The 20,372-nt window shown below is 66.1% G+C and carries 18 protein-coding genes; 14 read left to right on the top strand and 4 right to left on the bottom strand.

Going from position 1 to position 20,372, the window contains the following annotated elements; all coding sequences use genetic code 11:
• Nucleotides 1-61: 61 nt before the first annotated feature.
• The 6 genes from RAN53_RS02795 (at nucleotide 62) to RAN53_RS02770 (ending at nucleotide 5,413) form a co-directional block, all read left to right on the top strand.
• Nucleotides 62-526, top strand: coding sequence for a 2-hydroxyacyl-CoA dehydratase (locus RAN53_RS02795; RefSeq protein WP_305795293.1), 465 nt, complete (start codon nucleotides 62-64; stop codon nucleotides 524-526).
• A 10-nt stretch (nucleotides 527-536) separates the two neighbouring features.
• The gene (locus tag RAN53_RS02790) at nucleotides 537-968 is read left to right on the top strand and encodes a hypothetical protein (protein ID WP_305795292.1); all 432 of its coding nucleotides are present in this window, start codon (nucleotides 537-539) and stop codon (nucleotides 966-968) included.
• A 320-nt stretch (nucleotides 969-1,288) separates the two neighbouring features.
• A complete protein-coding gene (locus tag RAN53_RS02785; protein ID WP_305795291.1) occupies nucleotides 1,289-2,881 on the top strand; it encodes an ABC-F family ATPase in 1,593 nt (530 codons plus the stop codon).
• A 105-nt stretch (nucleotides 2,882-2,986) separates the two neighbouring features.
• A complete protein-coding gene (locus tag RAN53_RS02780; protein ID WP_305795290.1) occupies nucleotides 2,987-4,237 on the top strand; it encodes a GspE/PulE family protein in 1,251 nt (416 codons plus the stop codon).
• Between the two features lie 101 nt (nucleotides 4,238-4,338).
• On the top strand, nucleotides 4,339-4,953 hold the full coding sequence (locus tag RAN53_RS02775; RefSeq protein WP_305795289.1) for a L,D-transpeptidase family protein: 615 nt from the start codon (nucleotides 4,339-4,341) through the stop codon (nucleotides 4,951-4,953).
• 196 nt (nucleotides 4,954-5,149) lie between these two features.
• Nucleotides 5,150-5,413, top strand: coding sequence for an Lpp/OprI family alanine-zipper lipoprotein (locus tag RAN53_RS02770; protein WP_161432779.1), 264 nt, complete (start codon nucleotides 5,150-5,152; stop codon nucleotides 5,411-5,413).
• A gap of 132 nt (nucleotides 5,414-5,545) precedes the next feature.
• Here RAN53_RS02770 and RAN53_RS02765 read toward each other — a convergent pair whose 3' ends face one another.
• Together RAN53_RS02765 and mfd are read right to left on the bottom strand one after the other, a co-directional pair.
• On the bottom strand, nucleotides 5,546-6,580 hold the full coding sequence (locus RAN53_RS02765; RefSeq protein WP_305795288.1) for a L,D-transpeptidase family protein: 1,035 nt from the start codon (nucleotides 6,578-6,580) through the stop codon (nucleotides 5,546-5,548).
• 371 nt (nucleotides 6,581-6,951) lie between these two features.
• Complete coding sequence (mfd, locus tag RAN53_RS02760) at nucleotides 6,952-10,401, bottom strand: transcription-repair coupling factor (RefSeq protein ID WP_305795287.1); 3,450 nt, start codon at nucleotides 10,399-10,401, stop codon at nucleotides 6,952-6,954.
• A 211-nt stretch (nucleotides 10,402-10,612) separates the two neighbouring features.
• Here mfd and RAN53_RS02755 point away from each other — a divergent pair, with 211 nt between their 5' ends.
• From RAN53_RS02755 to nqrM, 8 genes are all read left to right on the top strand, one after another.
• Entirely contained in the window at nucleotides 10,613-12,076 is a 1,464-nt protein-coding gene (locus tag RAN53_RS02755) for a glyceraldehyde-3-phosphate dehydrogenase (protein WP_305795286.1), read from the top strand.
• Between the two features lie 343 nt (nucleotides 12,077-12,419).
• Nucleotides 12,420-13,769: a Na(+)-translocating NADH-quinone reductase subunit A gene (locus RAN53_RS02750; protein WP_305795285.1), complete on the top strand. Its 1,350-nt coding sequence runs from the start codon at nucleotides 12,420-12,422 to the stop codon at nucleotides 13,767-13,769.
• Nucleotides 13,769-14,995: an NADH:ubiquinone reductase (Na(+)-transporting) subunit B gene (locus RAN53_RS02745; RefSeq protein ID WP_305795284.1), complete on the top strand. Its 1,227-nt coding sequence runs from the start codon at nucleotides 13,769-13,771 to the stop codon at nucleotides 14,993-14,995. The genes RAN53_RS02750 and RAN53_RS02745 overlap by 1 nt, the downstream gene beginning before the upstream one ends.
• Nucleotides 14,995-15,813 (top strand): Na(+)-translocating NADH-quinone reductase subunit C, encoded by an 819-nt coding sequence (locus RAN53_RS02740; protein WP_305795283.1) that lies wholly within the window; start codon nucleotides 14,995-14,997, stop codon nucleotides 15,811-15,813. Before RAN53_RS02745 ends, RAN53_RS02740 begins: the two co-directional genes overlap by 1 nt.
• Nucleotides 15,814-15,815: 2 nt before the next feature.
• Nucleotides 15,816-16,484, top strand: a complete 669-nt coding sequence (locus RAN53_RS02735) for an NADH:ubiquinone reductase (Na(+)-transporting) subunit D (RefSeq protein ID WP_305795282.1) — start codon at nucleotides 15,816-15,818, stop codon at nucleotides 16,482-16,484.
• 1 nt (nucleotide 16,485) lies between these two features.
• Nucleotides 16,486-17,103, top strand: a complete 618-nt coding sequence (gene nqrE, locus RAN53_RS02730; protein ID WP_195688275.1) for an NADH:ubiquinone reductase (Na(+)-transporting) subunit E — start codon at nucleotides 16,486-16,488, stop codon at nucleotides 17,101-17,103.
• A 68-nt stretch (nucleotides 17,104-17,171) separates the two neighbouring features.
• A complete protein-coding gene (gene nqrF, locus RAN53_RS02725) occupies nucleotides 17,172-18,404 on the top strand; it encodes an NADH:ubiquinone reductase (Na(+)-transporting) subunit F (protein WP_305795281.1) in 1,233 nt (410 codons plus the stop codon).
• Nucleotides 18,405-18,595: 191 nt separating this feature from the next.
• Nucleotides 18,596-18,850, top strand: a complete 255-nt coding sequence (gene nqrM, locus RAN53_RS02720; protein WP_305795280.1) for a (Na+)-NQR maturation NqrM — start codon at nucleotides 18,596-18,598, stop codon at nucleotides 18,848-18,850.
• 94 nt (nucleotides 18,851-18,944) lie between these two features.
• Here the strand turns inward: nqrM and RAN53_RS02715 are convergent, their stop codons facing one another.
• Together RAN53_RS02715 and RAN53_RS02710 are read right to left on the bottom strand one after the other, a co-directional pair.
• Nucleotides 18,945-19,382 (bottom strand): DUF488 domain-containing protein, encoded by a 438-nt coding sequence (locus RAN53_RS02715; protein ID WP_305795279.1) that lies wholly within the window; start codon nucleotides 19,380-19,382, stop codon nucleotides 18,945-18,947.
• Nucleotides 19,379-20,362: a PA2778 family cysteine peptidase gene (locus RAN53_RS02710; RefSeq protein ID WP_305795278.1), complete on the bottom strand. Its 984-nt coding sequence runs from the start codon at nucleotides 20,360-20,362 to the stop codon at nucleotides 19,379-19,381. The genes RAN53_RS02715 and RAN53_RS02710 overlap by 4 nt, the downstream gene beginning before the upstream one ends.
• Nucleotides 20,363-20,372: the final 10 nt, after the last annotated feature.

The raw sequence follows: 20,372 nt of genomic DNA, 5'->3' as shown, positions 1-20,372 counted from the left end.
CGGCCCGCCACCCGGCGGATGCCATGACTGTCCGTCAGTGACGCCAGAGAGGGAGGGTGCCATGCGGTTTCATCAGGTGAAGGAGCTGGTCGACTGGGCGTCGGGATATCATCGACGCCTGGCCGAGCAGTATGCGGCGCTGGCCGTCGGCGAGGTGGGCGAGCGGGTGCAGATGGCCCTCGAGTATCTGGCCGAGCACGAGCGGAAGATGGAGCAGGATCTCACCGAGTATCGCCAGGATGGCAGCGACCACGGCGCGGTGCTCGAGGCCTGGTTCGATGACCCGGCCGACTTCCCGCATCCGCCCGTGCTCGAGCGCCTGCCGGAGTGCATCGACTGCGGCAGTGTGCAGGCCGTGCTCGCCACGGCGTTGACGGCACATCGCACCCTGCAGGACCTCTACGATCATCGTGCCGAGCGTGCCGCCGGCAGTGGCGAGCGCGAATTCTTCGAGGCCCTTTCCCGCGGCCACGAGGCGGAGGTGCGGCGCATCGCCCGTGACATGCAGCGACTCGAGGACTACTGAGGAGACCGCCATGAACGACCAGATACTCTCGCCCAAGATGCTGGGTTACTGGAGCGATGCGGATATTGCCCAGGCCACCGATGAGCCCGGGATCTTCTGCATCTACCGTGCAGCCAACGATCCTGAAACCGGTGTCATGGAGGCTCAGGAACTGCTCTACGTCGGCGAGAGCGGCAGCGCTCGCCACGGCATACAGCACGACGAGCACCGCCCGCGCTGGGAGGCATGCCTGCAACCCGACGAGGCGCTGTGGTACGCCATCGGCCCCTGCGGCAAGGCCAACCGCGAACGCCTCAAGGCGGCCATGATTCATGCCCACAAGCCCCGCCTCAACCAGCATAGCCCCTACCTGGAGCGCTTTCCCTTCGATCGCACCACCGTCCATCTCTATGGCAGGAAGGACAAGCTGCAGGCGATCTTCACCGTGGAGCGCCACGACTGAGGGGTTCCCAGGCGAAGTGACACGCGGCCCCGGCGGAGTACCCGCCGGGGCCGCGACGTTTCCAGGGGCTGTGCCTTGGGGCCAGGGGTTTCTGTGGGAGGGCGGCTTTGCCGCGCGAAGGCACCGACAGGTGCCCAGGCGATGTCACTGACGTTGTGCTTGCCGCCGGGGAGTCCTTCGGCCTCCATTCGCCCGGGGGACCTGGCCTCCCACAGCAAACCGGCGAAGGCGCCGATAGGCGCCCCGGCTCAGGGGCGGTGTGAAGGACGCCCATAACCGGTACAATCGCGCCCCTTCCATGTACCGACCGGACCCTCTCCTTGATCTCCACCGCCAATATCACCATGCAGTTCGGGGCCAGGCCCCTGTTCGAGAATGTCTCCATCAAGTTCGGCAATGGCCACCGCTATGGCCTGATCGGTGCCAACGGCTGCGGCAAGTCCACCTTCATGAAGATCCTCGGTGGTGACCTGGAGCCCTCCTCGGGCCAGGTGATGGTCGAGTCCGGTGCCCGGCTCGGCAAGTTGCGCCAGGACCAGTTCGCCTTCGAGGAGGAGCGGGTCATCGATACCGTGATCATGGGCAATGCCGAGCTTTCCCAGGTGGCCGCCGAGCGCGAGCGCATCTACTCGCTGCCCGAGATGAGCGAAGAGGATGGCATGGCCGTGGCCGACCTCGAGGTGCGCTTCGCCGAGCTCGACGGCTACACCGCCGAGGCCCGGGCCGGGGAACTGCTGCTGGGGCTGGGTATCCCGCTGCACCAGCACACCGGCCCCATGAGCGAGATCGCCCCGGGCTGGAAGCTGCGCGTGCTGCTCGCCCAGGCGCTGTTCTCCGACCCCGATGTGCTGCTGCTCGACGAGCCCACCAACCACCTGGACATCAATACCATCCGCTGGCTCGAGGGCATGCTCACGGCCCGCAACAGCACCATGATCATCATTTCCCACGACCGACACTTCCTCAACAGCGTCTGCACCCATATGGCGGACCTGGACTATGGCGAGATCCGGCTCTTCCCGGGCAACTACGATGAGTACATGACCGCCGCCACCGCCGCCCGCGAGCGCCAGCACGCCGACAACGCCAAGAAGAAGGCGCAGATCGCCGATCTGCAGGCCTTCGTCAGCCGCTTCTCGGCCAACGCCTCCAAGGCCAAGCAGGCTACCTCCCGGGCGCGCCAGATCGAGAAGATCAAGCTCGAGGAGATCAAGCCCTCCAGCCGGGTCAGCCCCTTCATCCGCTTCGAGCAGGCCAAAAAGATCCATCGCAACGCGGTCAACGTCGAGGGGCTTGCCCAGGGCTTCGGCAGCGAGCCAGCGCTGTTCGAGGGATTCGGCATGACCGTCGAGGCCGGCGAGCGCATCGCCATCATCGGCCCCAACGGCATCGGCAAGACCACGCTGCTGCGTACCCTGGCCGGTGAGCTGGCTCCGCTGGCCGGCAGCGTGAAGTGGACCGACAGCGCCGATCTCGGCATCTTCGCCCAGGACCACGCCGACGACTTCGCCAACGACGCCACCCTCTACGAGTGGATGGCCCAGTGGACCGATGGCGGCGAGCAGGAGGTGCGCGGTGCCCTGGGCAGGATGCTGTTCTCCAGCGACGACATCGGCAAGTCGGTCAGGGTGATCTCCGGCGGCGAGCAGGGCCGCATGCTGTTCGGCAAGCTGGCACTGACTCGCCCCAATGTGCTGCTGATGGACGAGCCCACCAACCACCTGGACATGGAGTCCATCGAGGCGCTCAACCTGGCCCTGGAGAACTACCCCGGGACCCTGGTCTTCGTCAGCCACGACCGTGAATTCGTCTCCTCCCTGGCCACCCGGATCCTCGACATGAGTGCGGAGGGGATCACCGATTTCAGCGGCGGCTATGACGATTACCTGAGAAACCAGGGGCTGTTCGGCTGACGGCGCCGGCCCCACGGCCGGCGTGCGGGCTGGGCAGGAGCAGGCGAGGCGCCTAGTCTTACGGGGGTACGCACCCGGCCGGGTGCCTGGACCCACGAGGACGCCATGCCTGTCGATGCATCGAATCCCGCCCCGCCTCGCCTGTTGCCCCGCCTGCGAGCGCTGCTCGAGGCCCCGCCGGACCCGGCCGAAGAGCGGCTCGAAGCCTACACCATGCTGGCTGATGCGCTGCGGGCCCGCGCCAGCGACATCCACCTCGACCCCCATCAGGAGACGCTGCGTATCCGCCTGCGCATCGATGGCCGGGTGGTGGAGGCGATGTCGGTCGAGGCGGCCGTCGGGGCTCGCCTGGTCAACCAGTTCAAGGTCTTGGCGCGCCTCAACCCGGTGCCCTCGCTGGGCGCCATGGAGGGCAGCTTCAGCTGGCCACCCGACGAGGAGCGCGAGGAGACCTTCCTGCGTGTCACGGCGGTGACCACGGTGGGGGGCGAGAAGCTGGCCATCCGCTTCCTGGCGCCGCCGGAGACCTTCCGCGACACCCTGTCACTGGGGATAGGCGAGCAGGGCGCCCGCGGCATCCGGCGCTGGATGGACGCCACCGGCGGCATGCTGTTGGTGGCGGGGCCCACCGGTGCGGGCAAGACCACGACGCTCTACACCCTGCTCAACCAGCTGCGCCTCGAGGAGAGCCATGTGGTGACCCTGGAGGATCCGGTAGAGTACGAGATCCCGGGGATCAACCAGGTTCAGGTAAATGCCGAGAGCGGCCTGGATTTCGCGACCGGCACGCGATCGCTGCTGCGCCTGGATCCCGACTATGTGTTGATCGGCGAGATCCGTGATCCCGACTCCGCCCAGGCGGCGCTCAACGTGGCCGGCAGCGGGCGCTCGCTGATGGGGACCCTGCACAGTCGTGACGCGGTAGGGGTGGTCTCGACGCTGCGCCACCTGGGGCTGGGTGACGCCGAGATCAGTGGTACCCTCGGGCTGGTGGTCGCCCAGCGCCTGGTACGCCGTCTCTGCCCGCACTGCCGCGAGCGACGCCCGCTGCCGGAGCGCGAGGCGCAGTGGCTGGCCGCCATGGGCGTCGCGCTGCCCGGTGCCGCCTGGCAGGCGGTGGGCTGTGAACGCTGCGATGGACTGGGCTATCGCGGGCGCACCGGCATCTTCGAGGTCTGGCAGCCCACCGCAGACGACCATGGGCTGATCCTGCGCCAGGCCGACGAGACGCGGCTGCGCACTGCCCTGGTCGAGCGCGGCGAGGTGCTGATGCTCCAGGATGGCCTCGACAAGGCCGAGGAGGGCATCACCTCGCTGCGTGAGGTGCTGCGCATGGGGGCGATACTGCCGTCCTGACGGGCCTGACAGATGGCCTGCCGATACGCTATAACCCACCTAGCCGCGTCGTCGTGACGAATCGACGACGCTCGATATCAGTGCTCAAGAGTTCCCACACGATGCCTTCTCTCTCCCGCCGTCGCTTCAGCCGACTCGTCCTTGCCACCCCGCTGGCGCTGCTGGGCATCGAGTCGGCCCGGGCCAACCTGGTCGAGACACAACTCACCCGGGCGCACCTGCCGCGCCATGCCGACGAGGTCTGGGTGCTGGTGGATGACAGCGATGCCACGCTCATCGTCTACCGCGGCAACCGCGAACTGGTGCGCTATGTGCCCATCTCGCTGGGGCGCGGCGGGGCTCGCTCCACGCGCCTGAAGGGCAGCGGGGCCACCCCCAAGGGGGAGTTTCGCGTCAATCGCTTCAACCACGAGAGCGACTGGCACCTGTTCGTCGGGCTCGACTACCCGACGCCGACCCATGCGCGTGTCGCCCTGGATGAGGGCATCTTCACCCAGCAGGACTACGACGACTATTTTCGCTACTACCGGGCCAACGGGTATCCGCCGCAGGATACCGCGCTGGGAGGCTTCATCGGCCTGCACGGCGTGGGCAAGGGAGACCCCGATATTCATCGCCGGTTTCACTGGACCCAGGGGTGCGTAGCGGTGACCGATGACCAGATCGAGCGCCTGGTCGCGTTGATCGATATTGGCACACGCGTCGTGATCCGCTAGGCTGGTACATGCGCAAGGGACGTTAAAGCGATGGACAAGCGCCGTTGCGTATAATAAAACAGCGTTTGACTCCCGTGCTTCGAGTACAAGTTGGCTCGAGCACAAGTCGCTGCAGACGCGCCTGCAATCGCAGGCAAGACGCCTGAACCTCAGGCTTCTTTCAACGCAGTACCAAGGAAGACCCAAGGAGAACACCATGACTCTGAAGACCACCCTGAAGCTGACCGCCGCCGCCGCATCTCTGGCCATCCTGGCTGGCTGTGCTTCCACCAGTGCCCTGGAAGAGGTCCGCATGACCGCTGAGTCTGCACAGGCCGACGCTGCAGAAGCTCGCAGCATCGCTGTTCAGGCGCAGAACACCGCCAACCAGGCCCAGCGTGACGCCCAGGCGGCTCTGCAGATGTCCGAGCAGAACCGTGACGAGATGAACCGCATGTTCAGCCGCTCCATGCAGAAGTAATTCTGCCGGAGTTCTGACATCGCCTCAGGGCGATGGCGGTTCTGCAAGAACAAGAAGACCCCGCCTCGGCGGGGTCTTCTTGTTACCGGCCTTCCGGTTTCTGTTCTGCCCTCAGGTCCGGGGCCTCTCGAATCAGCGCTCGGCGATGGCGATAGACTCATAGAGGTTGCGGGGTTTGGCCGGCGCCGGCGTGGGAGCTTCCTCGGCGGTCTTGAGAAGCGAGATCGCCTGTCCGTCCGGGGACTCCACCAGCTCGCGCAGGCGCTTGTAGTCCACCGGTGGCTGCTCTTCGCCGAAGGCCTGGGCCAGCGTGTCCATGGCAAGCATCAGCGGCTCGAAGCCTTCGCGATTCTCTTCCAGGGCCGGGTAGGACTGGGCGAGCAGTTCCCCATCCGCGCTCCAGCCGGCCTTGAACGGCTGGTCGATGATATTGACCCGGGTGCCGCTGGGGACGCGCTCATAGAGCGACTCGATATCCTGGGGGAACATGCGGATGCAGCCGCGACTCACGCGCATGCCGACTCCCTCGGGCTTGTTGGTACCGTGGATCAGATAGCTGGGAATGCCCAGCAGGATGGCGTGACGGCCCAGCGGGTTGTCGGGCCCGGCCGGCACCACCGACGGTACCGGCTCACCGCGGGCGGCGGCTTCGCGACGCATCGAGGCGGGCGGCGACCAGGCGGGATCCTTGACCTTGATGGTGGTCTTGGTCACCCCGACCGGCGTGGCGAACTCCTCGCGGCCCACGCTGATCGGATAGGTCTCCACCACGCCGGGCTCCGAGAAGTAGTAGAGGCGCAGCTCGGAGAGGTTGATCACGATGCCTTCCCGTTCGGCATCGGGAAGCACCCGGCGGGCCGGAATGGTGACCTCGGTGTCCGCGAAGGGAGCCCAGATACTGACATCCGGATTGGCCATCCGGATCTCCTCGTAGCCGACGTTATGTTCGCGGGCGATGTCGATGAGGGTGTCCCCCTCCTCGACGGTGATCGTATAGCTTTCCCCTATTACGCTGCTCTCTTCGGGCAGCGCATAGTGGCCACGAGGCAGATCGTGTACATCGTCATAGTCGGGAATGGCGGCCTGAGCGCTGGATGCGAGCAGGGCACCGAATCCTATCGCCATGGCGCGGCGGGCACCGCAACGGATCAGTGTCAGGGTATTCATCAGGGGCGTTCAACTCTTGGTCTGGAGGGGCACCGGTGACTCCTGTGACCGGTGGCCCGTGGGCGGTGCGATGAGTTCTTGGTTAACAGTATAGAGTGCCGGTAAAGGCACGAGTTCGCCAGTTCTTCTAGGCCTTCGGCCAGCCACAAGCTACAAGGAGCAAGTTTCAAGGAAAACCTGTGCTTCCAGCGATGTGAGCAACATCATCCTGGTTTGCAGCTTGCAGCTTGCAGCTTGCAGCTTGCAGCTTGCAGCTTGCAGCTTGCAGCTTGCAGCTTGCAGCTTGCAGCTTGGCCGCTTGGCCGCTTGGCCGCTTGGCCGCTTGGCCGCTTGGCCGCTTGGCCGCTTGGCCGCTTGGCCGCTTGGCCGCTTCAGGCGGCTTGTGCCTTGCGGTTGAGTGTCTCGAGCAGCTGCTCCACGGCCTGGAAGCGCGCCTCCTCGTCGTCCATGGCGGCCTCGAAGCGCAGGGTGTCGGCGCCATCCAGGCGATAACGCCCCGGTTCGCGCTGGATCAGCTCCACCAGGGTCAAGGGGTCGACACCGGTGTGGGCGCCGAAGATGACGCGGCCGCGCTCGGGGCCCGCCTCGAGGCGGGTGATGCCCAGGCGCTCGGCCCGCTGGCGAAGTCGGGTCTGGCGCAGCAGGGTCTTCAGCGGCCCCGGCAGCAGGCCGAAACGGTCGATCATCTCCACCTGCAGCTCCTTGAGCTCGGCCTCGTCGGCGGCGCTGGCGATGCGCTTGTACATCACCAGCCGCTGCTGGACATCGTGCAGGTAGTCGTCCGGAATCAGGGCGGGGAGGTTGAGGCTGATCTCGACGCCGTCGTCCAGGGGGGCCTCGATATTGGGCGTCTTGCCGGCGCGAATGGCCGCCACGGCGCGGTCGAGCATCTCCATGTAGAGGCCATAGCCGATCGCCTCCATCTGGCCGCTCTGCTCGTCGCCGAGCAGCTCGCCGGCGCCGCGAATCTCCATGTCATGGCTGGCCAGGGTGAAGCCGGCGCCGAGGTCCTCGGCGGCGCCGATCGCCTCCAGGCGCTTGATCGCGTCCCGGGTCATCGCCTTGGGCGGCGGGGTGAGCAGGTAGGCATAGGCCTGGTGGTGGCTGCGCCCGACCCGGCCGCGCAGCTGGTGGAGCTGGGCCAGGCCGAACTTGTCGGCGCGCTCGATGAGGATGGTGTTGGCGCTGGGAACGTCGATGCCGGTCTCGATGATGGTGGAGCACACCAGCACGTTGAAGCGCTTGTGGTAGAAGTCCGACATCACCCGCTCCAGGGCGCGTTCGGGAAGCTGGCCGTGGGCCACCCCGACGCGGGCCTCGGGCACCAGCTCGCGCACCGTCTCGGCGGCGGTCTCGATGGTCTTGACCTCGTTGTGCAGGAAATAGACCTGCCCGCCGCGGAGGATCTCGCGCAGGACCGCCTCCTTGAGCACCGCCTCCTCGCGGCGCTGCACGAAGGTCTTCACCGACAGGCGCCGCGCCGGCGGGGTGGCGATGATCGAGAGGTCGCGGATGCCGCTCATCGCCATGTTCAGCGTGCGCGGGATGGGGGTGGCGGTCATGGTCAGGATGTCCACCTCGGCGCGCAGGCTCTTCAGGCGCTCCTTCTGCGCCACCCCGAAGCGATGCTCCTCGTCGATGATCAGCAGGCCCATCTTGGGCAGCTGCATGGATTTCGAGAGCAGCTTGTGGGTGCCGATGACGATATCCGCCTGACCCTCCTCGATACGCTTGAGGGAGGCGGCCTGGCCCTTGCCGGCGGTGAAGCGCGAGATCAGCTCGATATTGACGGCGGTGTCGGCGAAGCGGTCGCGGAAGTTCTCGTAGTGCTGGCGGGCCAGCAGGGTGGTGGGCACCAGTACCACCACCTGGCGGCCGGAGTGGACCGCCAGGAAGGCGGCGCGCATGGCCACCTCGGTCTTGCCGAAGCCGACGTCGCCGCACACCACCCGGTCCATGGGGCGTGGCGCGGTCATGTCCTCGATCACGGCATGGATGGCGGCACGCTGGTCGGGGGTCTCCTCGAAGGGGAAGGCGGCGGCGAAGCGCGAGTACTCGGCGTCGGGCGGCGCACAGGCGAACCCCTCGCGGGCCTCGCGGCGAGCATAGATGTCGAGCAGTTCGGCGGCGGTGTCGCGGATCTTCTCGGCGGCCTTCTTCCTGGCCTTCTGCCACTGCTCGGAACCCAGGCGGTGCAGCGGGGCAAGCTCGTCGTCGGCGCCGGCGTAGCGCGAGATCAGGTGCAGGCTCTCCACCGGCACATAGAGCCGGGCGCCGTCGGCATACTCCAGGGTCACGAACTCCGCGGCCTGGCCGCCAGCCTCGAGCGTCTCGAGCCCCTTGTAGCGGCCGACGCCGTGGGCCTGGTGGACCACCGGCGCGCCGGGGCGCAGCTCGGAGAGGTGGCGCACGGCCAGTTCGTCGGCATCGGTGGCCTTCTCGCGGCGACGGCTCTGGCGTACCACCTCGCCGTAGAGTTCGGACTCGCTGATCACCGCGAGCCCGGGGTCGGTCAGCCACAGTCCCGCCTCGAGCTCGCCCTCGGTGATGGCGATGGGCATCTCGGCGGCGAGGAAGTCGGCAAAGTCCTCGACGTGGGGCAGCGCCAGGCGCAGTGGCGCCAGGGCCTCCTCCAGGGCTTCCCGGCGGCCACGGGACTCGGCCACGAACAGCACTCGGGTGTCGCCGCGCGTCTCGAGGAAGTGTGCCAGGGGGGCCAGCGGCTCCTTGGCCCGGGCATTGATGCCCACGTCGGGTGGCGCCTGGGTGGCCGGCGCCAGGGCGTGACGATGCTCGCTCGCCTCGGTCAGTTCGACCCGCGGGTGGCGCTTGATCGCCGCAAACAGCTCGGCTACCGGTACGAAGGCGCGATGCGGCGGCAGCAGCGGCCGGGTGGGGTCGACCCCCAGGTTCTCATAGCGGCTCTCGATGGAGGCCCAGTGATGCTCGGCGGCGGCCAGGCACTCCGGCAACAGCGCCACCCGGGTGCCTTCGGCGAGGTGGTCGAAGAGGGTGGCCGTCTCCTCGAAGAACAGCGGCAGGTACTGCTCGAGGCCGGGGGAGGGGATGCCCTTGAGGGCGTCGACATAGAGCGGGCACTGGCGCGGGTCGACATCGAACAGCGTCTCGAAGCCCTCGCGGAAGCAGGCGATGGCGCCGCGCGACAGCGAATATTCGTGGGCCGGGAGCAGCTCGATTCGATCGGCCCGGTCGGCGCTGCGCTGGGTGTCGGGGTCGAAGGTGCGCAGGGTGTCGATCTCGTCATCGAACAGGTCGATGCGCAGCGGCGCTTCCACCCCCATCGGGAAGAGGTCGATCAGGGCGCCACGCAGGGCATACTCGCCGGGCTCGTAGACCGTCTCCACCGCCCGGTAGCCGGCGCGGGAGAGGGCGTCGCGAAAGCCCTCGCGGTCCAGGGTCTGGCCCACCTCCAGGGTCAATACCCGCCCGGCGATGTACTCGACAGGCGCCAGGCGCTGCATCAGGGTGTTGATCGGCACCAGCACGATGCCGTGCTCGCCGTCCTGCAGCCGGCGCAGGGTGCGCAGCCGGGCGGAGACGATGTCCTGGTGAGGGGAGAAGCTGTCGTAGGGCAGGGTCTCCCAATCGGGGAAGGGCAGTACCGGCACCCGGCTGAAGAAACGCAGCTCGCTCTCCAGGCGCAGCGCCTGGGCGGTATCGGCGGTGATCACCAGCAGCGGGGCATCGCTGGCCAGGTGCGCCAGCGCCAGCGACGCGGCGCTGCCCTGGGGCATCTGCCAGTAGCGTGTCTCGCGCACCCCCTGGGGGCGCGGTGGGTCGAGCGGAGAGAATGTCGGCATGGGTCTCTATTGGGCTGTCGACGGGCGCGGCCCGACGGATCCTGTGTGGCTCCTCGCGGGGGCACCATCATACCAGCCCCTCGGTTTCTTGTAGTCAAACGCCCGTTCCTGTAATCCCCCTACAGCGGTTGCGACCATCCAGCGATTGCCGCAGGAACCCGGCCCCGGGATAATGGCCGGGAACCCTTCGATCCCACCAGTGAGGCCACACGTGAGTCAGCAACCCTCCGATACCGTCTTTCAGGACTGGCACGACAACCAGGCGCTTGCCGAGCAGATGATCCCGATGATCGGTAGCCTCTACCGGCATAACAACGTGGTCACCACCCTCTATGGGCGCTCGCTGTTCAATCGCAGCGTGATCCGCATCCTGAAGGATCACCGCTTCGTGCGGAAGGTGGAGGGAACCGAGCTCTCCGTGCAGGATACCTACCCGCTGGTCAAGGCGCTGACCGAGCTCAACCTGGGGCCGGCCCACGTCGACGTGGGCAAGCTGGGCGTGGCCTTCAAGAAGCAGGGCGGCGGCGATGCCGTGGCCTTCCTGCGCGAGGAGCTCGCCGAGATCGTCGACGCCCACGACCCCAATGCCGGTAACGGCGAGCCCAAGGACGTGGTCCTCTATGGCTTCGGCCGCATCGGCCGTATCCTGGCCCGGGTGCTGGTGGAGAAGGCCGGTGGCGGCAATCTGCTGCGCCTGCGCGCCATCGTGGTACGCGGCCGCGGCGATATCGCCAAGGACCTCGAGAAGCGGGCAAGCCTGTTGCGCCGCGATTCCGTCCATGGCCCCTTCGACGGCACCATCAGCGTCGACGCCGAGGCGCGCACCATCACCGCCAACGGTAATGTCATCCAGGTGATCTACGCCGACTCCCCGGCCGATGTCGACTATACCGCCTACGGCATCGACAACGCCGTGGTGGTCGACAACACCGGCATCTGGCGTGACGAGGCCGGCCTCGGCCAGCACCTGCAGTGCAAGGGCGTGGCCAAGGCGCTGCTCACCGCGCCGGGCAAGGGGGATATCAAGAACATCGTCTACGGCATCAACCATGATGACCTGAGCGACGATGACCGCGTCATCTCCGCGGCCTCCTGCACCACCAACGCCATCGTGCCGGTGCTCAAGGTGCTCAACGACGAGTTCGGCGTCGAGCATGGCCACGTCGAGACGGTCCACAGCTACACCAACGACCAGAACCTGATCGACAACTACCACAAGGGTGACCGCCGTGGGCGCAGCGCGCCGCTCAACATGGTGCTGACCGAGACCGGTGCCGCCAAGGCCGTCGCCAAGGCGCTGCCGGAGTTTGCCGGCAAGCTCACCGGCAATGCCATCCGCGTGCCGACGCCCAACGTCTCCATGGCGATCCTCAACCTGCGCCTGGAGAAGGCGACCGACGCCGAGGCGCTCAACGACTTCCTGCGTCACATGTCGCTGGATTCTCCGTTCCAGAAGCAGATCGACTATGTCGACTCCCCCGAGGTGGTCTCCACCGACTTCGTCGGCAACCGCCATGCCGGCATCGTCGATGCCAAGGCGACCATCGCCAATGGCAAGAACGCTGTGCTCTACGTCTGGTACGACAACGAGTTCGGCTACAGCTGCCAGGTGATCCGCATCCTGCAGCACATGTCCAACGTCAGCTTCCTCAAGCTGCCGCGCGCCAGCGCCTAAGCAACGAGCTACAAGCTACAAGGGACGAGCTTCAAGGAACCCCGCAGGCTGTATGGCCGCGGGGTTTGTTTTTGCTTGGTCGGGAGCATGCTGCTGATTTTCAGCTTGCCCCTTGCCCCTTGCCCCTTGCCCCTTGCCCCTTGCCCCTTGCCCCTTGCCCCTTGCCCTTGGCCGCCCCGCCCCCTGCGACAATCCTTCCCTTGCGTCGTGCCGGCGCTTGCGACCTTCGCTCAGGTAGTCATCTCCTCGCCTTCTCTTTATAATACGGTGGATTTTTCGGGGTGGGCCGGGCGTGCCTCGTGGCCCTTTCCTTATTTTTACGATCCACCAACTGGGCGAGACTATGATCGAAGTCAAGAAAGGCCTGGATCTCCCCATCACGGGAGCGCCCGAGCCGCGTATCGAGGATGCGCGGCCGGTGCGCCACGTGGCGGTCCTGGGCACCGACTACGTCGGCATGAAGCCGACCATGGAGGTCAAGGAGGGAGATGCCGTCAAGCTTGGCCAGCTGCTCTTCACCGACAAGAAGATCGACGGCGTGCGCTTCACGGCGCCGGCCGCCGGCGAGGTGGTGGCGATCAACCGCGGCGAGAAGCGTCGTCTTCTCTCGGTGGTGATCAAGGTCGCCGAGTCCGAGGAGGCCGTCGAGTTCACCGCCCACGGTCGCGATCGCCTGGCCGGTCTGGAGCGCCAGGTCGTGGTCGACCAGCTGGTGGAGTCGGGCCTGTGGACCGCCCTGCGCACTCGCCCTTACTCGCGCACCCCGGCCATCGACGGCGTGCCCGCCGATATCTTCGTCACCGCCATCGACACCCATCCGCTGGCCGCTGATCCCGCCAAGGTGATCAACGAGCAGACCCAGGCCTTCGAGGATGGCCTCAAGGTGCTGAGCCGCCTCACCGAGGGCAAGGTCTACCTGTGCAGCGGCCCCGACAGCAGCATCCCCGGTGGCAACATCGATGGCGTGTCGCCCCAGACCTTCGCCGGACCGCATCCGGCCGGCCTGGTGGGGACCCATATCCATCACCTCTCGCCCGTCGCCCTGCACAAGCGGGTCTGGCATGTCGGCTACCAGGACGTCATCGCCTTTGGCAAGCTGTTCGTCGAGGGCAAGCTGGACGTCAATCGCGTCGTCGCGGTGGGTGGCCCCCGTGCCGAGCAGCCGCGCCTGCTGCGCACCCGGATCGGTGCCAGCACCGATGAGCTGCTCGCCGGCGAAGTAGTCGAGCCGGACGACACCCGCGTCATCTCCGGTTCCGTCTTCTCGGGCTTTACCTGCGAAGGCAGCCTGCGCTACCTGGGCCGCTTCCATCATCAGGTCAGCCTGCTCGAGGAGGGCAACAAGCGTGCCTTCATGGGCTGGCTCTCCGCGGGCAAGAACCGCCACTCGGTGCTTGGGATCTATCTCTCGAAGTTGACCGGCCTCAAGGACTATGCGCCGACCACCTCGACCAATGGCTCCGAGCGCGCCATGGTGCCGGTGGGTGCCTACGAGCAGGTGATGCCCCTGGATATCCTGCCCACGCAGCTGCTGCGCTCGCTGATCGTCGGCGATATCGAGACCGCCATGCAGCTCGGGTGTCTGGAGCTGGACGAGGAGGACCTCGCGCTGTGCACCTATGTGTGCCCCGGCAAGTACGAGTACGGTCCCATCCTGCGTGACAACCTCACCACGATCGAGAAAGAGGCCTGATGATGGGTATTCGACAGACACTCGACAATCTCGAGCCGCACTTCCACAAGGGTGGCAAGTACGAGAAGTTCTACCCGCTCTATGAAGCGGTGGACACCATCTTCTATGCGCCCCCGGATGTTGCCAAGACCACCGCCCACGTGCGTGACGGCATCGACCTCAAGCGCATCATGATCACCGTCTGGCTGTGTACCTTCCCGGCGATGTTCTTCGGCATGTGGAACGCCGGCTGGCAGGCCAACATGGCCATCGCCGACGGCTACGCCTCCATGGCCGGCTGGCGCGAGGCGATCATGATGTTGCTGGCCTCCGGCCACAACCCGGACAGCCTGTGGGCCAACTTCGTACTGGGTGCCACCTACTTCCTGCCCATCTACCTGGTGACCTTCGTGGTCGGTGGCTTCTGGGAGGTGCTGTTCGCCATCAAGCGTGGCCACGAGGTCAACGAGGGCTTCTTCGTCACCTCCGTGCTCTATGCGCTGATCCTGCCCGCCACCATCCCGCTGTGGCAGGTGGCACTGGGCATCACCTTCGGTGTGGTGATCGGCAAGGAGATCTTCGGCGGTACCGGCAAGAACTTCCTCAACCCGGCCCTGACCGGTCGCGCCTTCCTCTACTTCGCCTATCCGGCGCAGATCTCCGGTGATGCGGTGTGGGTGGCGGCCGATGGCTTTACCGGTGCCACCGCCCTGTCGATCGCCTTCCAGGATGGCATGGCCGCGCTCACCGAGCAGTTCAGCTGGTGGGACGCCTTCCTCGGCTTCATCCCCGGTTCGGTGGGTGAGACCTCGACCCTGGCGATCCTGATCGGCGCCGCGGTGCTGCTGTGGACCGGCATCGCCTCGTGGCGAATCATGCTCGGCGTCTTCCTGGGCATGGTGGCGACCAGCGCGCTGTTCAACCTGGTCGGTTCCGACAGCAACCCGATGTTCGCCATGTCCTGGTACTGGCACCTGGTGCTGGGCGGGTTCGCGTTCGGCATGGTGTTCATGGCCACCGACCCGGTCTCCGCCTCCATGACCCACCAGGGACGGCTGATCTTCGGCGCCCTGATCGGCGTCATGACCGTGCTGATTCGCGTCGTGAACCCGGCCTTCCCCGAGGGCATCATGCTGGCGATCCTGTTCGCCAACCTGTTCGCGCCGCTCATCGACCATATCTTTGTTCAGGCCAACATCAAGCGCCGACTCAAGCGCACCGGTGTGCCGGCCGAGGAGACTGCCTGATGGCACAGAGCAACAACTCCATCAAGAAGATCCTGACGGTGGCGTTCGCACTCTGCATCGTGTGTTCGGTCATCGTCTCTACCGCCGCGGTGGCACTGCGCTCGAAGCAGCAGTTCAACCAGGAGCTGGATCGCAAGACCAACATCCTCAACGTCGCCGACCTCTACGAGTCCGGCATGGACGTGAACGAGACCTTCGAGTCCAGCATCACCCCGCGGGTGGTCAACCTGGAGACCGGCGAATACTCGCAAGAGCATGACCCGGCCACCTACAACGCCTTCGAGGCGCGCCGTGACCCGGCCGCCTCCCGGACCCTCTCGGGCGAGAAGGACCCGGCCGGGCTGACCCGTGTCGAGACCTACTCCACCGTCTACCTGGTCGGCAACCCGGATGATCCCGAGCAGATCATCCTGCCGATCCGTGGCCAGGGCCTGTGGGGCCTGATGCGCGGCTTCCTCGCCGTGGAGGGTGACGGCAACACCATCGTCGGCATCACCTACTACGAGCATGCCGAAACGCCTGGCCTGGGTGGCGAGGTCAACAACCCGCGCTGGCAGGCCCAGTGGGAAGGCAAGGAGGTCTATGGCGGCGAGGATGCCCTCGCCCCGGCGATCCACCTGACCAAGGGCGGCGCCAGCGGCGAGAACGAGGTGGATGCCCTCTCCGGCGCTACCCTGACCAGCAACGGCGTCACCAACATGCTGCAGTTCTGGCTGAGCCCGGAAGGCTTCGGTGACTACCTGGCCAAGTTCCGCACTGGCGTGAGCCAGGACGAGGCCCAGGACGCCGACGTCGAACTCGAAGCGGAAGGAGCCTGATCATGGCGGATGCAACTCCGAAAGGCGTCCTGACGACGCCGCTGTTCAAGAACAACCCCATCGCGCTGCAGGTGCTGGGCATCTGCTCGGCCCTGGCGGTGACGACCAGCATGAGCGTGTCGCTGGTCATGTCGTTGGCGGTGATCTTCGTGACGGCCTTCTCGAACCTGTTCGTGTCGCTGATCCGTCACCATATTCCTTCCTCGATCCGCATCATCGTGCAGATGACCATCATCGCCTCGCTGGTGATCGTGGTGGACCAGATCCTCAAGGCCTATGCCTACGAGATGTCCAAGCAGCTCTCGGTGTTCGTCGGCCTGATCATCACCAACTGCATCGTGATGGGGCGTGCCGAAGGCTTCGCCATGCAGAACAGCCCGAAGCTCTCCTTCCTGGACGGCATCGGCAACGGCCTGGGCTACGGCGTCATCCTGATGACCGTGGGCTTCATTCGTGAGCTGTTCGGCTCCGGCAGCGTGTTCGGCTTCACCGTGCTCGAGACCGTGCAGAACGGCGGCTGGTACGTGCCCAACGGCCTGCTGCTGTTGCCGCCCTCCGCGTTCTTCATCATCGGCATGTTCATCTGGGTGCTGCGCAGCCTCAACCCGGAGCAGGTCGAGGAGAACGAGTTCAAGATGAAGGCCAATACCGAACCGAAGGAGGCCGTGTAACATGGAACATTATCTGAGCCTGTTCGTTGCCTCGGTCTTCGTCGAGAACCTGGCCCTGGCATTCTTCCTCGGCATGTGTACCTTCATCGCCGTGTCCAAGAAGGTCTCCGCGGCCTTCGGCCTGGGCATCGCCGTGATCGTGGTGCTCTCCATCTCCGTGCCGGTCAACAACCTGGTCTACAGCTTCCTGCTGGCGGAGGGGGCGCTCTCCTGGACCGGCATCAGCGGTGCCGAGAACATCGACCTCTCCTTCCTGGGCCTGCTCAGCTATATCGGCGTCATCGCCGCGCTGGTGCAGATCCTGGAGATGTTCCTCGACAAGTATGTGCCGGCACTCTACAACGCCCTGGGTGTGTTCCTGCCGCTGATCACCGTGAACTGTGCCATCCTGGGCGGCGTGCTGTTCATGGTCGAGCGCAATTATAACTTCGGCGAGTCGGTGGTCTACGGCTTCGGTTCCGGGGTCGGCTGGGCGCTGGCCATCACCGCCCTGGCGGGTATCCGCGAGAAGCTCAAGTACAGCGACGTTCCCGGCTCCCTGCAGGGCCTGGGCATCACCTTCATCACGGTGGGCCTGATGTCGCTGGGCTTCATGTCCTTCTCCGGCATCCAGCTCTGAAGCAGGTCGTCCTTGCCCGGCCTCGTCAGGGGCCGGGTACCAGGCAACGCAAGCAATAGGAAACCGACATGGTTGATACATCACTTATCTTGCTCGGCGTGGTCATGTTCACCGTGGTCGTCATTGGCCTGGTGCTGATCATCCTGGCCGCCCGCAGCAGGCTGGTCAGTACCGGTGACGTGCAGATCGAGGTCAACGGCGACCCCGAGCACACCCTCACCACCCAGGCCGGGGGCAAGCTGCTCAATACCCTGGCCGCCAACGGCATCTTCCTCTCCTCCGCCTGCGGCGGCGGTGGCTCCTGTGCGCAGTGCAAGTGCCGCGTGGAGGAGGGCGGTGGCGCCATCCTGCCCACCGAGGAGTCGCACTTCACCATGCGCGAGAAGAAGGACGGCTGGCGTCTCTCCTGCCAGGTCCCGGTGAAGCAGGACATGAAGATCGAGGTGCCCGAGGAGGTCTTCGGCGTCAAGAAGTGGGAGTGCGAGGTCATCGATAATCCCAACGTCGCCACCTTCATCAAGGAGCTCAACCTCAAGCTGCCCGAGGGCGAGGAAGTCGCCTTCCGCGCCGGTGGTTACGTGCAGCTGGTGGCGCCGCCCTACGATATCGCCTTCAAGGACTTCGATATCGAGGAGGAGTACCGGGGCGACTGGGAGAAGTTCGGCCTGTTCAACATCTCCCACAAGAACAACGAGGAAATCATCCGCGCCTACTCCATGGCGAACTATCCGGAAGAGAGGGGCATCCTCAAGTTCAATATCCGCATCGCCACGCCGCCGCCCAACACCGATCATCCGCCGGGCCTGATGTCCACCTACGTCTTCAGCCTGAAGCCGGGTGACAAGGTCACCGTGATGGGGCCCTTCGGCGAATTCTTCGCCAAGGACACCGATGCCGAGATGATCTTCGTGGGTGGCGGTGCCGGCATGGCACCGATGCGCAGCCATATCTTCGACCAGCTCAAGCGCCTGAACTCGAAGCGCAAGATCTCCTTCTGGTACGGTGCGCGCTCCTGGCGCGAGACCTTCTACAACGAGGAGTATGACAAGCTGGCCGAGGAGCACGACAACTTCGAGTGGCACCTGGCGCTCTCCGACCCGCAGCCCGAGGACAACTGGGAAGGCCCCACCGGCTTCATCCACAATGTCCTCTACGAGAACTACCTCAAGGACCATCCGGCCCCCGAGGACTGCGAGTTTTACATGTGCGGACCGCCCATGATGAACGCCTCCGTGATCAAGCTGCTGCTCGATCTCGGGGTGGAGCCGGAGAATATCCTCCTGGACGACTTCGGAGGATGATGACCATCGTCGCAAGTTGAAGACCGGGCCGGCCGCAAGGCCGGCCTCTTCCATGCTGCTGCTCGACATGGCGATAGCCTGCTGTCGTCATCTCAAGCACCAGATTTTGCCGTGACACTGGATCCCAGGCGCTCCAGTGTTGTCAGACGAGTACGCAGGTTGCCCTTTTTCCGTAACCGAGGAGCGTTGCAATGACGATTTATCTGGTGGTATTCGCCATCATGCTGCTGATCATGGCGGCCATGGCCGTGGGTGTGATCATGGGCCGCAAGCCCATCGCCGGCTCCTGCGGCGGGCTCAACCAGCTCGGCCTCAAGGACGGCTGCGAGATCTGCGGCGGCAAGGACGAGGTGTGCGAGGAGGAGAACCGCAAGAAGGGCAGCGCCCGGCGTCGCAGCGACGAGAGTCGTGGAGCCGACCTGGGGTATGACGCCACCCGGCGCTGAGTCGGCGGCGATGAGTCATCCCCCCGCCTGATCAGACGGCTCGGCCCCCGGTAGTGAAAGCCACCGGGGGCCGTCTCGTTGCGGGGCCCGCGCCTCAAGGGGTCCGCTTGTCGTCCAGCTCATGGGCGAAGCAGGGCGGCGAGGCGGGTTCGATATCGGCGGCATCCTCCTCGTGCAGGGCGAAGAGCAGCCGCTCCTTGAGGAGCGGCAACGGCGAGGCCTCGATCTCGCGCTCGGCGGTCAGCAGGGTAAGCGCCCCACGCTGACGGACCTGGCGCATCAGCGGTACGAGCAGCTCGGGGTGGTCGCGCAGCTCGCCGCGGTAGCGCACGGCGAAGACGCCCTCGCTGATCTCGCCCTGGCGGTACTGGCGATGCAGCGCGGGGCTCGGCGAGGCGTCGCGATACCAGTCGTCTAACGCCAGCGCTTCCCGGGACCGCCCGCGGGGCCACAGCCGGTCGACCAGCACGCGGGCGCCGTCATCAGGCTCGGCGGGCTGAGCGAGGCCCTTGATCTCGATGTGGTAGCTCATTCACTCCTCCTCGCTTCCTCGCTGAGGCGTTCGAAGGCCTCGCGGCTGTGCGGCTGCCAGCGCCCGGGCAGCGCCGCGGCACGCCTCAGGGCGTCGAGGGCCTCATCGCTGCGCCCCGCCGATTCCAGGGCGAGCCCCAGGTTGAGCCAGGCCGGGGCGAGGGTGGCATCCGACGCGACCGCGTCCCGGAAGGCGCCGATGGCGCCCTCGAGATCCGCCTCGGCGTGGCGCGCGTTACCCAGTGCGAAGTGGGCCATTGCGTGGTCGGGGAAACGACTCGCGAGCGCCTCCCAGGCCGGTAGTGCCGCCTCGGCCCCACGGGCCGCCTCGAAGTCGCCGATGGCCTGCAGGGCGGCCTGGGGGGCGATGGTGGACGGCAGCTCCCCCGGTGACAGGGCGACGAAGGCCCAGCGGTCGCTGCGCGCCCAGGTGGCGTCGAAGGGGCGGAAGGACTCCACGCGCTGGGCCTCCGTGCCGCTGTGCAGGATCATCTCCCGGGCCTCCAGGTCGTAGCCGATGGCCACGGCATAGTGCCACAGCGGCCAGGCGGGCAGTGACAGGTTCTGCATCACCACCACCGGGTGGCCGGCATCGAGTTCGGTCAACAGGGCATCGAGCCGGCCTTCGATCACGAAGGGGATGCGCCCGTGGCGGCGCACCGTGGCCAGCATCTCCGGCTGCACGCTGCCTTCGCGACCGGGGGTGAAGACCTGGGGGATCAGGGCGTCGACGTCGGTCTCCACCCCGTCGTGCTGCAGTGTCATGGCAAGCGAGGCCGGCCCGCACTGATAGTCGCGCTGGCCATGGAAGGGGACATCGTCGAGCAGCACCCGGGGGGCTACGGCCGCTCGGGTGGTGTCATCGAGCCGGGGTGCCGAGGCACAGCCGGCGAGCAACAGCAGCATCAGCACCAACGCAAGAACGCCCGCTGGGCGGGCGTTCCTGTCGCTGGTCGGCTGCCGCCTGGGGCAGTCGAACATCATGGCACCC

The sequence above is a fragment of the Halomonas sp. SSL-5 genome (genome assembly GCF_030708455.1).
Taxonomy (GTDB): domain Bacteria; phylum Pseudomonadota; class Gammaproteobacteria; order Pseudomonadales; family Halomonadaceae; genus Halomonas.
The sequence above is the reverse complement of the archived record's forward strand: the minus strand, read 5'-3'. Positions and strand labels throughout refer to the sequence as shown.

Coding starts and splice junctions, on each gene's coding strand:
- RAN53_RS02780 (WP_305795290.1), top strand. CDS start 2,987: ATGCCTGTCGATGCATCGAATCCCGCCCCGCCTCGCCTGTTGCCCCGC.
- RAN53_RS02715 (WP_305795279.1), bottom strand. CDS start 19,382: ATGAGCTACCACATCGAGATCAAGGGCCTCGCTCAGCCCGCCGAGCCT.
- RAN53_RS02790 (WP_305795292.1), top strand. CDS start 537: ATGAACGACCAGATACTCTCGCCCAAGATGCTGGGTTACTGGAGCGAT.
- RAN53_RS02750 (WP_305795285.1), top strand. CDS start 12,420: ATGATCGAAGTCAAGAAAGGCCTGGATCTCCCCATCACGGGAGCGCCC.
- RAN53_RS02765 (WP_305795288.1), bottom strand. CDS start 6,580: ATGAATACCCTGACACTGATCCGTTGCGGTGCCCGCCGCGCCATGGCG.
- RAN53_RS02795 (WP_305795293.1), top strand. CDS start 62: ATGCGGTTTCATCAGGTGAAGGAGCTGGTCGACTGGGCGTCGGGATAT.
- RAN53_RS02770 (WP_161432779.1), top strand. CDS start 5,150: ATGACTCTGAAGACCACCCTGAAGCTGACCGCCGCCGCCGCATCTCTG.
- RAN53_RS02740 (WP_305795283.1), top strand. CDS start 14,995: ATGGCACAGAGCAACAACTCCATCAAGAAGATCCTGACGGTGGCGTTC.
- RAN53_RS02775 (WP_305795289.1), top strand. CDS start 4,339: ATGCCTTCTCTCTCCCGCCGTCGCTTCAGCCGACTCGTCCTTGCCACC.
- RAN53_RS02710 (WP_305795278.1), bottom strand. CDS start 20,362: ATGTTCGACTGCCCCAGGCGGCAGCCGACCAGCGACAGGAACGCCCGC.
- mfd (WP_305795287.1), bottom strand. CDS start 10,401: ATGCCGACATTCTCTCCGCTCGACCCACCGCGCCCCCAGGGGGTGCGC.
- RAN53_RS02735 (WP_305795282.1), top strand. CDS start 15,816: ATGGCGGATGCAACTCCGAAAGGCGTCCTGACGACGCCGCTGTTCAAG.
- nqrE (WP_195688275.1), top strand. CDS start 16,486: ATGGAACATTATCTGAGCCTGTTCGTTGCCTCGGTCTTCGTCGAGAAC.
- RAN53_RS02745 (WP_305795284.1), top strand. CDS start 13,769: ATGATGGGTATTCGACAGACACTCGACAATCTCGAGCCGCACTTCCAC.
- nqrM (WP_305795280.1), top strand. CDS start 18,596: ATGACGATTTATCTGGTGGTATTCGCCATCATGCTGCTGATCATGGCG.
- nqrF (WP_305795281.1), top strand. CDS start 17,172: ATGGTTGATACATCACTTATCTTGCTCGGCGTGGTCATGTTCACCGTG.